The sequence below is a fragment of the Hymenobacter sp. BT491 genome (genome assembly GCF_014349165.1).
GTDB lineage: Bacteria > Bacteroidota > Bacteroidia > Cytophagales > Hymenobacteraceae > Hymenobacter > Hymenobacter jejuensis.
The window spans coordinates 1,021,103-1,037,032 of sequence record NZ_JACSJJ010000001.1 but is presented as its reverse complement, the minus strand read 5'-3'; the positions used below and the strand labels follow the sequence as shown (position 1 = coordinate 1,037,032).

General features: G+C 57.6%; 9 protein-coding genes. 6 read left to right on the top strand and 3 right to left on the bottom strand.

Features of this window, described 5'->3' with window-relative positions; all coding sequences use genetic code 11:
* Positions 1-12: 12 nt before the first annotated feature.
* From H9I52_RS04350 to H9I52_RS04340, 3 genes are all read left to right on the top strand, one after another.
* Positions 13-1,518, top strand: a complete 1,506-nt coding sequence (locus H9I52_RS04350) for a RagB/SusD family nutrient uptake outer membrane protein (protein WP_187452805.1) — start codon at positions 13-15, stop codon at positions 1,516-1,518.
* 120 nt (positions 1,519-1,638) lie between these two features.
* Complete coding sequence (locus tag H9I52_RS04345) at positions 1,639-3,663, top strand: rhamnogalacturonan lyase (protein ID WP_316248001.1); 2,025 nt, start codon at positions 1,639-1,641, stop codon at positions 3,661-3,663.
* Positions 3,664-3,900: 237 nt separating this feature from the next.
* Complete coding sequence (locus H9I52_RS04340; protein WP_187452804.1) at positions 3,901-4,680, top strand: rhamnogalacturonan acetylesterase; 780 nt, start codon at positions 3,901-3,903, stop codon at positions 4,678-4,680.
* A gap of 63 nt (positions 4,681-4,743) precedes the next feature.
* Here H9I52_RS04340 and H9I52_RS04335 read toward each other — a convergent pair whose 3' ends face one another.
* Entirely contained in the window at positions 4,744-6,801 is a 2,058-nt protein-coding gene (locus H9I52_RS04335; RefSeq protein ID WP_187452803.1) for a glycoside hydrolase family 65 protein, read from the bottom strand.
* 579 nt (positions 6,802-7,380) lie between these two features.
* Between H9I52_RS04335 and H9I52_RS04330 the strand changes: the two genes are divergently transcribed.
* The 3 genes from H9I52_RS04330 to H9I52_RS04320 all read left to right on the top strand — a co-directional run bounded on the left by H9I52_RS04330 (position 7,381) and on the right by H9I52_RS04320 (position 13,884).
* Positions 7,381-9,156 carry a glycoside hydrolase family 13 protein gene (locus H9I52_RS04330; protein WP_187452802.1) on the top strand — a complete coding sequence of 592 codons (1,776 nt, stop codon included), beginning with the start codon at positions 7,381-7,383 and terminating at the stop codon, positions 9,154-9,156.
* 99 nt (positions 9,157-9,255) lie between these two features.
* Positions 9,256-12,303, top strand: a complete 3,048-nt coding sequence (locus tag H9I52_RS04325) for a SusC/RagA family TonB-linked outer membrane protein (protein WP_222940401.1) — start codon at positions 9,256-9,258, stop codon at positions 12,301-12,303.
* A gap of 21 nt (positions 12,304-12,324) precedes the next feature.
* Positions 12,325-13,884 carry a RagB/SusD family nutrient uptake outer membrane protein gene (locus tag H9I52_RS04320; protein WP_187452801.1) on the top strand — a complete coding sequence of 520 codons (1,560 nt, stop codon included), beginning with the start codon at positions 12,325-12,327 and terminating at the stop codon, positions 13,882-13,884.
* 102 nt (positions 13,885-13,986) lie between these two features.
* Here H9I52_RS04320 and H9I52_RS04315 read toward each other — a convergent pair whose 3' ends face one another.
* The gene (locus H9I52_RS04315) at positions 13,987-14,523 is read right to left on the bottom strand and encodes a dihydrofolate reductase family protein (protein WP_187452800.1); all 537 of its coding nucleotides are present in this window, start codon (positions 14,521-14,523) and stop codon (positions 13,987-13,989) included.
* Between the two features lie 113 nt (positions 14,524-14,636).
* Positions 14,637-15,875: a PP2C family protein-serine/threonine phosphatase gene (locus H9I52_RS04310; protein WP_187452799.1), complete on the bottom strand. Its 1,239-nt coding sequence runs from the start codon at positions 15,873-15,875 to the stop codon at positions 14,637-14,639.
* Positions 15,876-15,930: the final 55 nt, after the last annotated feature.

Genomic DNA, 15,930 nt, shown 5'->3' with positions numbered 1-15,930 from the left:
ATAGTCTTGACGATGAAATCACTTAAAATAGTTACCTGCGCCACGTTGCTAAGCCTAGGAGGACTGCTGCTGCCTTCCTGCAAAGACGCGCTCGACATTGCCCCCGAAGCCCACAACAGCACCGCCGATTTCTATAAAGACGAATCGGACGTGAACCAGGGCGTGATGGCTATTTACAACGGCACGCTTACGTTTCCGACCAACTCGCAGTGGAACATGGCCGAGATGCGCAGCGATAACATCTTGATTAACACGGCGTTGAACGTACAGCGCGATTACGCCGACATCAACGGCTTCTCGGCTACCTCCCAAACCGGCCAGCTCCAGGCCACCTGGACCGACTTGTACGAAGTCGTGTACCGCGCCAACCTGCTACTGGAGAAAATTGAGCCCTTCACCTTTGCGCGGGCAAACCAATTCAAAGGAGAAGCCCGCTTCCTGCGCGCCCTGTCTTACTTCGACCTGGTGCGCTACTGGGGCCCCGTGCCGATCGCCGACAAAACGCTTTCTATTCAGGACGCCAAAACCATTCCGCGGTCGCCGGTTGCCGATGTGTACAACTTCATCGTGGAAGACCTGAAGTTTGCGGCCGACAACCTGCCGGCTACCTACGCTGCTGGCGACAAAGGCCGCGCGACCAAGTGGGCGGCCAAAGCGCTGTTGGGCCGCGTGTACCTAACCATGTACGGCTACCCGCTCAAGCAAGCTGATAAGCTGGCCCTGGCCAAGCAGCAACTAAGCGACGTGATTGCCCAGGAAGGCGCTGCCGGCGCCGTGGCCGCAAACTACCCCGACTTGTTCAAAACGGCCAACGACAACAAGTTCAGCGTGTTCGAGATTCAGTACATCTCGGGTACCGGTGGCCTGGGCAGCCAGACTCCTTCCGATCAGGCGTTCCAGTTTCCGTCGCAGTGGTCCGCTTTCCAGCCTTTCGGCCCGGACGCTACCGTCAACCCCAACCTGCTCGGTGCGGGCTGGCCTAAGCTCGATAAGCGCAAGTTTGCCACGCTCGACTCGGGCTATGTCGATACGAAAACCAACGCTCGGTCGGGCCGCACGCAGTTCACGAAGTTTCTGGAAAAAGGCACCACCGCCCCCACCGGCCAGCGCGATTACCCCAACAACTATCCCGTTGTTCGCTTTGAAGACGTAGTACTGATGCAGGCCGAGGTGCTGAACGAAGAAGTGGCCAACGGGGGCTCGGTGCCCGCCCAGGCCCTTACCTACATTAACCGCATCCGTACCCGCTCGGGCCTAAAAGCACTGACTACCATGAGCAAGGAAGCCTTCCGCCTCGCCCTGGAGCAGGAGCGCCGCTGGGAGTTTGCCGCCGAAGGCATTCGCTGGTTCGACCTGGTACGTACAGGCCGCGCCCTCACCGTGATGAACGACTTCATCAAAACCAACGGCGTGCGCCACCCTGCCCCCCTCGACGAGCACGACCTGCTGTTCCCGATTCCGTTGCAGGAGCTGCAAGTAAATCCGGGCTTCTGGCAGCAGAACCCCGGCTACAACTAGCCCTGCTTTCGTGTCGCTCCTATCCCCTTTTCAAAAAGCTGCTCCGCATCCGGGGCAGCTTTTTTAGGGCCAAATCTTGACAATAGCTACCAATGCGGCCTTTATTTTCCTGATGATATAATGATGGATAGCTTCTTCCGCTTTTCGCCCTCTGGTGCTGATGGCTACCGATCATCTCGACTTAAGTTGGGGGCATGGGGCACTACTTTTCTGTTGCTGGTAGCCGGTGGGCTGACCATCAGTTGGGCACCGAAGGCTACGCTCGCCACTCGGGATCAGCGGCAGATGGAACGCTTGGGGCGGGGCGTTGTGGCTGTGCAACAGGAAAAAGGCAACGTATTCATTAGCTGGAGGTTACTTAATTCTGATCCACCGAATGCGGCATTCAACCTCTTTCGCCAGAGTGGCAACCGCGCCGCTGTTCAACTCAATCGCCAGCCCCTGACGAAAGGCACGAATTGGGTAGACAAAACGGCGGTAGATCACACGGCTTACACGTACTCCGTTCGCTTGGCTGGAGCAAACGACACGGGCAAAGAAACGGGCAACACCGCTTCGGTCTGGGCACAGCAGTTTATGCGCGTGCCGCTCCAGCGCCCAGAGGGCGGCACCGTGAGCAGCGGCCCCGACGTGAGCCCCTTCACCTACAGCGCCAACGATGCCTCCGTTGCCGACCTCGACGGCGACGGCGAATACGAGATCATTCTGAAATGGGACCCGTCTAATTCGCGCGACAACGGCTCAGCGGGGCTTGCCGGCCCCGTTATTCTGGATGCTTACAAGCTGAATGGCACCCGGCTTTGGCGCATTAATTTGGGCAAGAATATCCGCGCCGGCGCGCACTACACGCAGTTTATGGCCTATGACCTCGACGGCGACGGCAAGGCAGAAATCGCCTGCAAAACCGCCGACGGCACCATCGATGGCCAAGGCAAAAGCATCGGCGACGCGGCCAAAGATTACCGCTCGCTCACTATACCCACCGACGGGGTGCAAGTGCCCGCCGCGCGCGACAGCCGCTACGGCCGCATCCTGGCGGGGCCGGAGTACTTTACGGTGTTCAATGGCCTTACTGGGGCCGCGCTCGCCTCCACGGCTTACCTGCCAGCCCGCGGTCCGCTCGACGGGTGGGGCGGCATCGGCGGCAACGGCGGCAACGACAGCTACGGCAACCGTGCCGACCGCTTTCTAGCCGCCGTGGCCTACCTCGACGGGCAGCAGCCCAGCGTGGTGATGTGCCGCGGCTACTATGGCCGCTCAGTACTGGCCGCTTGGGACTGGCGCGCTGGAAAGCTCACTTCCCGTTGGGTTTTTGACTCAAAAGATGCGCAAAATGCTTTCTCCGGGATGGGCAACCACGGGCTGAGCGTCAACGACGTAGATTTCGACGGCAAGGACGAAATCGTGTACGGCTCGATGGTCGTCGACGACAACGGGCAGGGCTTGTTTTCCACCGGCCTGCGCCACGGCGACGCCCTGCACGTCAGCAACTTCGACCCCACCACGCCCGATCTGGAAGCTTGGGGTGTGCACGAAAACGAGGAAAAAGTACCCGGCCACGAAAACGGCCCCGGTGCGGCCCTCTACGATGCCACCACCGGGAAAGTGCTCTGGGGCGGCGACTACGGGCAAGATGCCGGCCGGGCCATGGCTGCCGACATCGATCCGCGCTACCTGGGGGCCGAGGTGTGGGGCGGCTCCGATGAAATTGGCCTGCGCACGATCAAGGGCGAGCGCATCGGCAAGGCGCCGCGGGCTGTAAATTTCGGCGTGTGGTGGGATGGCGATTTGCTGCGCGAATTGCTCGACCGCACCACCATCGATAAGTGGGATTACCAAAATAGCCAGGCCAAATCCTTACTGGCCGCCGATGCTTTCGGGGCCGCGTCCAACAACGGCACCAAAGCCACGCCGTGCCTCAGCGCCGACCTGTTTGGCGACTGGCGCGAGGAAGTCATCTGGCGCAACGCCAACAACCAGGAGCTGTTGATTTTTACCACCACCATTCCGTCCCCGTATCGGTTCGTCACCCTTATGCAGGACCCCGCCTACCGCTTGGGTGTAGCACGCGAAAATGTGGGCTACAACCAGCCGCCGCACACCAGCTACTACCTGGGCGAAGGCATGGACGGCGTCGTTAAATAAGAGTCAGCGAGGATTTCGTAAGCGCAGTGGGTTTGTCCTGCTTCGGATGCGCTCAGCAGAACAAGAAATACTAAAATTATAAATTACTGATAATCAAGTAATTACTCAACAAAGCCATTGATTAACAACCACTGTTTGCAGGTGAGTGCAGGACACTGCAGCCGGCATTCGCTTCAACCTTTATTTATGTGATCTAATTCGCTATTTACATCTGATTACCAACAGGTTATTCTTAGCATGAACTTCAACTCAGCCCAGCGGTATCTGCTGGCCGCCCTCCTACTCTTCCTGATTGCGGGTTTTGGAAAGCCCAAAACGCGGCCCACGCTCTTTCTGATCGGCGACTCGACGGTGCGCAACACCAACGCGCCCCAAATGGGCTGGGGCAATGTGCTGGCCAGCTATTTTGACACCACGCGCCTGCGGGTGCAAAACAACGCCATGGCGGGCCGCAGCACGCGCACGTTCATCACGGAAGGCCGTTGGGACAAGACCGTGGCCGCCCTCAAGCCCGGCGATTTTCTCATCATGCAGTTTGGCCACAACGAAGGCAGCCCGCCCGATACGACCAAAGCCGGTCGGCGCGGCGTACTGCGCGGCACCGGCGCCGAAACGAAGAACCTGGTGTGGCCCGACGGCCATCCCGAAACCGTGAACACGTATGGCTGGTACCTGCGCAAATTCATCCGCGAAGCCAAGGCCAAAGGCGCCACGCCCATTGTGGCTTCCATGATTCCGCGCAACGAGTGGAATGACGGCAAAGTCGTGCGGGCCAGCAGCGATTTTGGCAAGTGGGCCGCCGAAGTAGCTCAGCAGGAAGGCGTTGCCTTCATCAATCTTAACGAGATCACGGCTCTTAAATACGACAAAATGGGCCCTGAAGCGGTGAAGGCTTTTTTCCCCGGCGACCACACCCACACCAACGAAGCCGGCGCCCGCCTCAACGCCGAATCGGTAGTAGACGGCATCCGCAGTAACCGGAAAATCGGCTTGAATAAGTACTTACTAAAGCGATAGCTTTTCGGGTGGCAAGCCGCCCTGCCTTCGGCTACCGCTTTTTTTGGTATAAATTATTATTAATCAACGAGTTACCGAATACGTTTTCCGCTGTACCCCTACCCCTGTGATTTTCACCGATTGCCAGCCCGTGGGCAATGTGGTTTTGCGCTGCACGATGCCCGTGGGCGTGATGTCGAGGCCGCCGAAGCCCATGAGCACGGCCTGCAAGACGCCGCCCGCGCCCGTGGCAAAGTAAGGATTGGTGCCGCCCTTGGTTTCGGCGATCACGCGGAAGGGCGGCAGCAGATTGGGCGTGTACGCATCCTGAAAAAAATGCCGGGCCTTGGCGCCATCGCCCAACCGCGAATAGAGCAATGCAAAAATGGCCTGCGTCATGGCGGGCGTGCCTTCGGTGGGCACGCGCGTTTCGTAATAGGCCAAGTCTTTCTTGATTTGGGCCGGCGCCGTCACCACGCCCAGCGGGTAAGCCAGCAGGTTGACGTCGCCTTGCTTGATGCCTTCGCCGTGGTAGGCAGCGTGCTCCTGGGTGACGCCGTCGGGGAAGTGCAGCAGGGGAATGTTCTGGGCAACGTGTACCCAGTCGGGGTTGGCTTTTAGCCCCAGCAGCTTGGCAGCGGCGGCGGCGTTGCGCAGGTTTACTTGCGCGGCAGCATTAGTAAACGCATCATTATCCACGTTTTCGGCCCACTCGTCGGAAGCCACCACGTTCTTGATGTCGTAATGGCCGGGGCCGTTGCGTTCGACCCGGCTGGCCCAAAAATCGGCAGTGGCGGACAAGATGGGCCAGCCTTTCTCGCGCAGCCAGGTTTTGTCCTGGGTTACGCAGTAATATTGCCAGGCGGCCAGGGCTACGCAAGCCGAAATGTGGTGCTCAAACGGCCCGCTGAGGGCCCAGACCGGCGTTTCTTCCACGCCCGTATCGGCGCTTTCCCACGGAAACATGGCCCCTTGGTACCCGTGCGAAAAGGCATTGCGGCGGGCCGCTTCCAGCCGCTGAAACCGGTATTCCAGCAACGATTTCGCGATTTCGGGGTGCAGCACGACCAGCGCCGGAAACATCCACACGTCGGTGTCCCAGAACACGTGGCCGTTGTAGCCCAATCCCGACAGGCCCATGGGCGAAGGCGAAAAATCGGTACCCGCCCGCGAAAAGCTGTAGAGGTGGTAGAGCATGCTGTGCACATCCTGCTGGGCCTGTGCGTCGCCGGTGATCTGGATGTCGCTCTGCCACAGGTCTTTCCAAGCTTTGGCATGAAACGCCAAGAGCCGCTCGCGGCCTTCGAGCCGGGCAAAGATGGTCAGGCGCTCGGCTTCGTTGAGCGGGTCGGCGTGGTGGGCCGACGTAATGGACGAGCCGGCCACGGCGTAGCTATAAGTCTGGCCGGCTTTCAGGGCCTTGCCGAACTTCATGAGGTGCATGTTGTTGTCCCACATCTCATGAATGATGCGCGGCTCCTGCCCGTGCGGCTCCTCAAACAAGAAGCTGGTGCTGGCGCACAGCAGCAGCTTGCCCGTGGGGCTCTTGGCCGAAGAAGTAAGCAGGCTCAACGTAGCATGGGGCCGATCGATTTCGTTGTAGTAATTCTGCACATCGCGCAGAGCATCAGGCGCTTCCATGACGCTGGCGGCCGTGAGGGCTACATCCTTTTTGGCCGTAATGGACACGTCGAGCAACACCGTGAACGGCAGGTGGCGCAGCGCGTAGTAGGTGTAGCGGATGGTGGCTTTGTCGGCGTAATCGAAGGTGGTGGTCAGCGAAGCGCGCTGCATGTCGAGTTGCTGGCGGAAGTTGCGGGCATCTTTGGCCTCGAGCCGGTGGCCGTCCACTTCTAGGTACATGTTCAGGAGGTTGAAGCTGTTGAGAAAGTTGCTCACCCGCCCCCGCCCGTACTGGTCGTATGCCCCGGCCAGCACCACGTTTTTAACCTGAAATGGCACGGGCGACGACACAATGCCAATCATGCCGTTGGCCACGGTCACGCCGTAATAATTGGCGGGGTCCACCCGAGCGGCGTCAATGTGCCACGGGTCAGGCGTTTGGGCCGACAGCGACGCTGTATACAACAGTAATAGAGCACAAAAGCTGGTTTTCAACCAGATACGGGTGGGAAGTAACATAGGGCAGGAAAAAGAACTGGACTTATGGTAGGCAGCTACACTGCGTGCGGTCAATAAGGTAGGCAATGCGGCCGGATCGGGCTTGGCGAATCCTGCGGGAAAGCTGAATTTTTACTAAAGACGGAAGGCCATGAGCCGGCGTGCTGTTGCCCTGCGCGATCAATTGTATCGCTCGCATATTTGCCCTTTTTCCAGAGCATTCGTCTTGATTTTACTGCCCAGCGCATTACAAATGGCTTATAATTATAAGCGTGAATATTTGCATAGCAATCTAATTATCATACATTTAAGCCAATTAAATATTCGTAAACTCCTTATTTATGCGTTGGAAAACTAAGTGAAGCCCACCTTGTTATCGCCTTATAAAAAGCTTGCTACAAACGTTTGCAAGCCTGCCACAAAGCTCGTTTTTAGCTTTTCTCCCTATGCTACTGGCTCTCCAAAGCAGTGAAGTTGTTTGGCCCCCCCCTTACAGGGTCCTCTACAATGTTCTATTTGGCAGCCAAAAAGTTAACTCTTCACTCACCCCGTTTGGTCAATCTTATTATCGTTAAGAGTCTTTGCTCCTGAAGCTCCTATATGAAAAGATGCCTACCGTTGCTGTTCGCTCTTGCCTTGGAGCTGTTGGCTTGCCTACCAAGCGTAGCCCAGCAAGCAACGGCTGTTGTTGGAGGGGCAAACAAGCCGGAATGGTGGAAAGAAACGGTTGTCTATCAGATATATCCGCGCAGCTTTCAGGACAGCAACGGCGATGGCGTAGGCGATTTGAAAGGCATTATTTCGCGGCTCGATTACCTGAAAAGCCTAGGGGTGGGCACCGTGTGGCTCAATCCCATCTACGCGTCGCCTAACGACGACAACGGCTACGACATTTCTGACTACCGCCAGATCATGCCGGAGTTTGGCACGATGCAGGACTTCGACGCGCTGCTCAAGGGCATGCACGAGCGGGGCATCAAGCTGGTGATGGATTTGGTGGTGAACCACAGTAGCGACGAGCAGCAGTGGTTTAAGCAGTCGCGCAGCTCGCGCACCAACCCCTACCGCGATTATTACCATTGGTGGCCCGCCGAAAAGGGCAAGCCGACGCCCCGTTACAGCCTGTTCGACGTCGACAACAACGCGTGGAAATACGATTCGCTCACCAACGCGTACTACCTGCACTACTTCTCGCGCAAGCAGCCCGACCTGAATTGGGAAAACCCCAAGCTCCGCCAAGAAGTGTACAGCATCATGCGTTTCTGGCTCGACAAGGGCATCGACGGCTTCCGCATGGATGCGTTTCAGTACGTGGCCAAGGACACGACATTTCCGGCCTTTCCGGCTGGGTATGAGCAAGATATAGTTAAGTATTACAGCAGTGGCCCGCACCTGCACGACTACATCCAGGAGATGAACCGCGAGGTCATCAGCAAATACAACGTGGTGACGATTTCGGAAGGCGCGGGCGCCTCGCCCGAAGACGCGATGAAGTTCGTGGACCCCGCCCGCCACGAGCTAAACATGGCCTACCACTTCGAGGGCATGGGCATTGGCTACAAGCACGACAAAGACTACGATTACCTCGACCCGCAGGGCTATAATCTACTGGACTTCAAGAAGGTATATACCCGCTGGGATAAGGCTTTTGCCCAAAAAGGCTGGGGCACCGTTTACCTCGGCAATCACGATCAGGTGCGGATGGTATCGCGCTGGGGCGACGACCGGCCCGCCTTCCGGGCGCCGTCGTCGAAGCTACTGACCACGTTTTTGCTCACCATGCGCGGCACGCCTTTCTACTACGCCGGCGACGAGTTGGGCATGACGAATGGCGTGTTTAAAAGCATCACGGACTACCGCGACGTGGCCGCCCGCAACCAGTACCAGCACCTGCAACAAACCGGTGCCGACTTGCCCACTTTCCTCACGCACCTGGCCAAATCGTCGCGGGACAACGGCCGCACCCCTTTTCAGTGGAATGCCACGGCCAATGCCGGCTTCACAACCGGTACGCCTTGGATTGGAGTTAACACCAACTACTTAACTATCAATGAATTATCAGAAGACAAAGATCCTGATTCCATTCTAAACTACTTCCGCAAAGCCGTTGCCCTGCGCCGGCAGCACAAGGTATTGGTGTACGGACAATATCAGCTCCTCGACGAGGCCAATCCGCACATTTACGCCTACACCCGCACGCTGGGCAAGGAGCGGGTGCTGGTGGTGCTCAATTTCTCCTCTGACAAACGCACCTGGAGCCTGCCCGCCGGCCTGAAAACCACCGGGCAGCCGTGGCTCAACAATTACCCGACGCTGCCAGCCGGCAACGCCTTCGCGCTTCAGCCTTGGCAGGCGGTAGTCCTCAGCCTACAGTGATCTCTACTTTATTTTTTCAATTTTTTCCCACAAACGTTTCCAGAATACCCAACAGTCTGATTACAAGCACAATCCCCACACACTTTTATCTTTTCACTTATGAGTAAGAACTGGTACAAACGCTATGAATCGGATGAGTTGCCACGAGTAGCTCGCACCGATGGAAACCGGGTGGCGCTGCTACGGCTCGTGGCACTTAGCATGCTAGCCCTCCTGATGCCGCTCCTGAGTATGGCGCAGGCAACCCGGGCCATCTCCGGCAAAGTGGTCGACGCGCAAGCGAACGGCCTGCCGGGGGTAACGATTATTGTGCCCGGCACAACCATCGGCACGAGTTCCAGTGGCGACGGCACGTTCCAGCTGCAAGTGCCCGAGACGGCCACAACGCTGGCTTTCTCGTTCGTTGGGTACGCCTCGCAGCAGATTGACATTACGGGCAAATCCACGGTACAGGTGTCGATGAAAGAAGATGCTAAAGCGCTCGGCGACGTGGTCGTGGTGGGCTACGGCACGGTCCGGAAAAGCGACCTAACCGGGGCAGTAAGTGCCCTGAACACCAATGACTTTAACAAGGGCACGCTCACCTCGCCCGACCAGCTGATTCAGGGCCGGACTTCGGGGGTGCAGATAACCCAGAATAGCGGGCAGCCCGGTGGGGCCTCCACCATCAAAATCAGGGGCAACTCGGCCGTAACGGGCACGGGCCAGCCGCTGTACGTAATTGATGGTGTGCCACTTGATGGGCGCTCGGCCCGTCCCGGCCTGAACACCGCTTTCGGCGACAGCCCCGACAGCAACCCGCTCAACTTTTTGAACCCGTCGGATATCGAGTCGATCGACATTCTGAAGGATGCCTCGGCCACGGCCATTTATGGTTCGCGGGCAGCCTACGGCGTGGTGATCATCACGACGAAGAAAGGCAAAGCGGGCGAGCCGCGGCTGGATGTAGGCATATCGGGGGGCTTCTCGAAAATCCTGCGGCGCATTGATGTACTCACCGCCAGCCAGTTCCGCGACGCCCTGAAGTACTATGGTGCCTCCGCTACCAACGACAAGGGCCTGAGCAACGATGCACTGGGAGAGATTCTGCACACGGCCCCGCTCCAGAACTACAACGCGGCCATCAGCGGCGGCAATGAAAACGCCCGCTACCGGCTTTCGCTCGGGTACCTCAATCAGAAAGGCATCGTCAAGCGGACGGGCTTCGAGAAGTACAGCGCCAACTTCTCAACCAACATGAAGTTTCTGGAAAGCAAACGTTTGGGGGCTGACATCAACATCACCGCCAGCCAATTCCGCGAGCAGCTTGCGCCTATCACCAACAACGGCGACTTCCGAGGCAGCCTTATTGGCCAAGCGTTGCAGTGGAACCCCACCGACTCGCTCTACAATGCCAAAGGCCTGCCAGTATCCCGGCTGGGCAGCTCCACCATTAACCCGGTGGCAATGCAGCAATACTACAACGACAACTCGCGGGTAACCACTGCTTTAGCTTCGATTTCGCCCTACTACAAGTTTACTGACTGGCTGGAATATCGCGCGTTGGTTTCCGCCAACTACAGCACCGGCATTCGTCGCACTTCCATAGATCAGCGCCTCAACATCTCGGATTACCAGCAGTTGGGCTATGCCGCCATCGGCACGAGCGAATTGCTTACCCAACAGATGACTCATACGCTGAACTTCAACAAGAAGCTCGGCGCCGACTTTAATCTGACTGCCCTGCTGGGTTACGAATATCAGAGGTTCAACAACTCGGGCATAAACGTGAATGGCCGCGGACAGCTAGACAAAGGCGGCTTCGGCACCTCCGGACTCGACTACACTAACTACCTCCAGTACAGCAATGCTTCGAGCCGCATCATCTCTTCGTTCGTAGACCCCATCACGGAGTTACAATCGTACTTTGGCCGGGCCATCCTCAATTACAAGGAGCGCTACTTACTGACGGCTACCCTGCGGGCTGATGGCAGCACCAAGTTTGGCGACAACAACAAGTACGGTTACTTCCCGTCGGTTTCGGCCGCCTGGGATGTCAGCCAAGAAGATTTCTTCAAGGTAGAATCCATTAGCCAGCTGAAAGCACGGGTAGGCTACGGCCGCACCGGCAACCAGGAGTTTCCGGCCGGCGCGGCGCGGAAGCAGTTTGCCTTCCTGAACGGGAACCAGGGCACTGGCCAAATTACCAACGTTAACCCGGACCTGAAGTGGCAGTCGGATGAGCAATATGACGCTGGCCTTGACATAGCCCTGTTCAACAACCGGGTGACCCTGACGGCTGATTACTTCTACAAGCGGACCACCGATCTGTTGTATCCGCTTGCTCCGATTCAGCCGGCAGCGCCCGGTGGTACTGTAACCTGGAGCAACCTCGGTGGAAACATTGTAAACAAAGGCGTGGAACTGCTTGCCGGCGTCACGGCGATCGACAACCAGCGCGTTGGGTTGAGCTTTAACGCCAACGCCACGTTCATCAAGAACAGGGTATCGGGGCTGCGTGGGGTGATCCAAACGGGTGCGCTTAGCGGCCAAGGCTTGTCCGGCGTGACGGTGGAAGTAATTCAGAATGGGCTGCCCATCAATGCTTTCTACACCCAGCAATTTGAAGGTGTCGACCCTGCTACCGGCCAGTCGATATACACCGACGGCGGCGTTCCCCGCTACCTGGGCAACCCCAACCCGACCGCAATAGCGGGCCTGAGCACCAGCTTCCGGTTTACGAAGCTCTCGCTGACGGCCAACTTCAACGGCGTGTTCGGCAATAAGATTTACAACAACACCTTCAACAGCGTGCTCAACGTGAGCCAAATTCAGGGCGGCAAGAACATAGCCCTGTCTAACTATAAGGAGGCCGTTAAGGAAGCTCTCAGCAACCGGCTCGCGCCTTCCTCGCGCTTCCTGGAAAGCGGCAACTTCGTGAAGCTGTCGAACCTGACGCTCTCGTATGCTTTTGGTGATTTGGGAGTGTTCAAGGGCACTACCATCTCTGCCATCGGCCAGAATCTGTTCCTCATCACGAAGTATAACGGCTTCGATCCCGAAATCAACACCAACAAAGCAGTGAACGGCGTACCGTCAGCGGGCATCGACTACACAGGTTACCCCACCGCCCGGACCTTTACATTCGCCCTGAACTTCTCTTTGTAACACACTAAATACCAGTAACTTATGAAGAAGATACTTAGCGCGGCGGCTTTGCTGACCGTGCTCCAACTAGCCAATAGCTGCGAGATTAAAGAGGAATTCCAGGGTACTGTTTCGGCGGGCAGCACCGGCTCCACCAACACCACGTCCTTGCTCGACGGGGTGTATAGTGCGATGCGCAGTCCGTTTCAGGGGGCCACGCAGGTGTTCGCCCTTTCGGAGGTCACGACCGACGAGCGCCTGATGCCCACCCGCGGTGGCGACTGGGACGACAACGGCAAATGGCGCCAGCTGCATCTGCACAACTGGGACGCCAACCACCAGGAAGTGCGCGACGCCTTCAATAACCTGAACGCCGTAGTGTACGCAGCGACCGATATGCTGCAGTACAACCCTACTACGCAACAGCAGGCTGAGGCCCGCTTCCTGCGCGCCTGGGCCATGTACTGGATCCTCGACCTCTACGACCAGGTGCCTTACCGCGACCCAGGCGAACCCGTTACGCAGCTTGCCCGCGTGCGCAAGGGTACCGAAGCCCTCGACTACATCGTGAGCGAAGTGAATGCCGTGCTCGCTAACCTGCCCGATGTCCCGGTCTACCGGGCCAACAAGGACGCGGCGCGTGGGCTGCTCATGAAGTGCTACCTCAACCGGGGCGTGTACGCCAACCGCGCGGCGCCTACGTTTGCCGCTGCTGACATGAACCAAGTGATCAGCTTGGCCGACCAGATCATCAACAGCGGGCGGTACCGGTTTGCGGCCAACTACTTCGACAACTTTGCCCCCGACAACACGGCCATTGGCACCGAGAACATCTTTACGGAGCTGAACCAGGGCGGCGTGAGCAGCGGGGCGCAGTACGATTTGTGGCGGTTTATCTCACACTACAACATGGTGCCCAGCGGCTATAACGGCCCCGTGGCACTAGGCGAATTCTACGACAAGTTCGGCGCCAACGACATTCGGCGGGGCACGGTGTATACCTACAAAAACGGGCCGCTCAATCCGGGCAAGCGTCAGAACGTGGGCTTCCTGATCGGTCAGCAGTATAACCTGAATACGGATGCGCCCCTCACCGACCGCAGCGGCGCTCCGCTGGCATTCACTCGGGAAGTAAAAATCATCGAAACCGACGCCTCCACCCTGGAGCGCACCGGTATTCGCCCGATGAAATACCCACCAGACTTCACCAACAACTCGGCCGGCACCATCGACAACGACATGGTGCACCTGCGCTTGTCCGACATCTTGCTGATGAAGGCCGAGGCCATCCTGCGCGGCGGTACGGGCACCAACGCCGGGGGCTATGGCAGCACTGCGTTGGCATTGGTCAACTCCATCCGCACGCACCCATCGCGCAACGCTGGCGCCCTCACCAGCCTCGACCTGAATACACTGCTGGACGAGCGCGGCCGGGAACTGTATCTGGAGCAGTGGCGCCGGCAGGATATGATTCGGTTTGGTAAGTTCCTGGGTCCTATCCAAGAAGGGCCTACGGCAAGTGCCCCCACCTACCTTATCTTTCCTATCCCCAATCAGCAGCTGGCTGTAAATTCGCAGCTTTCTCAAAACCCTGGCTACTAAGCCAATAGGCTGAAGTATAACACCACAAAAGCCGCGGCCAGCATCAGCTAGCCGCGGCTTTTGTATGCGCGAAAACGCGGTTTCGGCCCCGATTTTATGCTGTTATTCCAGTCGAATGTAATGGAGCTGCGCGAGGCCCTTTTCAAATTGCTTGGTTTCGACCAGCTTCAATAGCTGTGTGGGGCGCCCCGGCTGAAACAACGAGATGCCGCTGCCCAATAAAATCGGGATGATCGAGATATAGAATTCATCTACCAGGTTTTCCTGTAGTAGCTGGTTCACCGTCTCGGCGCCCCCGTCGACAAAAATATTGTTGCCGGTTTGGTTTTGCAGCTTCCTGACAAGCTCTGGGAGGCTATCGGTATAGAACCTGACGGTGCCGATGCCGGGCCTTTCCGTACGCGTCAGCACGTAGGTTTCCTTGCCGCTGTGCGGAAACGCAACGCCCATCGAAAGCACCTTATCGTAGGTTTTCCGGCCCAGAATAATGGTGTCTACCGTTTGGTAGAAGTCGGCATAGCCATAGTCCTGGCCCTCCTGCTCCACCAAGGACAGAAAGTCCAAATCCCCTTCCGGCGTGGCAATGTAACCGTCCAAGCTCATGGCAATGTACAAGATCACCTTTCTGCGGGCCGACATACGCATTACCTCAAAACTGTCCCTTGCTCAGCGGCACAACTCTATTCAGAAACCATTATTTATAAGTTATTGATAGTCAATAACTTATAAATAATGGCTTTTGCAACAAAATCTTACTTAAACCGGCAACTCAAGATGGTGATGTCGTCGGCAAAGTGGTTGCCGTCGGCGTTGAAGCACTTAATTTCCTTGAGCAGTTCCTTGTGCAGCTTGGCCAGCGGCACGTAGCGCGACCGTTGCAGGAAGCGCAGCACGCCTTCTTCGCCGTACTCCTCACCCTCTTTGTCGAACACTTCGGTCAGGCCATCGGTATAGGTCAGGAGCAGCGAACGAGGCGGCACGGGTACGGTTTGCACATTCAGGAAGGGCAGCTCGTCGAAGATGCCCAGCATGGTGGTGCCGTCGGCCAGCAGTTGAAAGCCCTCGGCTTCGTCGAGCAGCATAATGGGCGAATTGTGCCCGGCATTCACGTATTGCAGCGTGCGGGTAGTGCGGTTGTAAAGCCCAAAAAACGCCGTGATGAACTTCTCCGAAACGGCATTGCGGTAAATCAGATTGTTCAGCTCTGCCACCACCGTAGCTAGGTCGGCCTGCTGCCGGAGCAGCGTGCGCAAGCCCGCCTGAAAGTTCGACATCAGCAACGAAGCCGGCACGCCTTTGCCCGACACGTCGGCCACGCAGAACAGAAACCGGTCGTCGTCGATGGGCACCACGTCGTAGTAATCGCCCCCGATGGCTGTGTGCGGCACGTAGCTCGCGTGCACGGCAACGTATTCATTATTAGGCAGATGCCGCGGAAACAGCATGGTCTGTACTTCCTGCGCAATCTCGATTTCCTTGCGGATGGCGGCGGCGGCTACGCGCTGCCGGCCCAGCCGGCGGTTTTCGATGGCCCCGATGAGGATGTTGCTGAGGGTTTCCAGAAACTTGGTCGCCTCCTCGCTCACGTAGTCCATGTTCACGTTGCCGATGAGCACGTAGGCCAGCACCTCGCCGTTTTGCGCCACCGGAATCACGGTTTCAAGCTGCTTCCATTCTTTCCCCAGGTTCAGGCTCGGAATGGGGCACGAAGCCGAGGTGCAGGCATTGATAATGGCTTCGGGCAACGGCACCTGGCGAAAATCGGCTAGGTCGGCTCCAAACGAAACGACGCATTGCCACTGCCCCTCTTCCAGCACGTACAGCACCAGGCGCCGGATGTTAAGCTGCCCTAACAGCGTGAACTGAAAGATTTTATACAGCGAATCCTCCGTAGGGTCGTGGTTGATGGCCTGCGTGATTTCAAGCAGTGCGCCCAATTCCCGCTCCCGCAGAAAGAGCTTTTTTTCAATGGAAATGGTTGGTTCAGGCATTGGTTCAGAGAGATTGGGGCTTCCTGCAAAGGGCCGGAAGCTTGTTCCGGAAGGG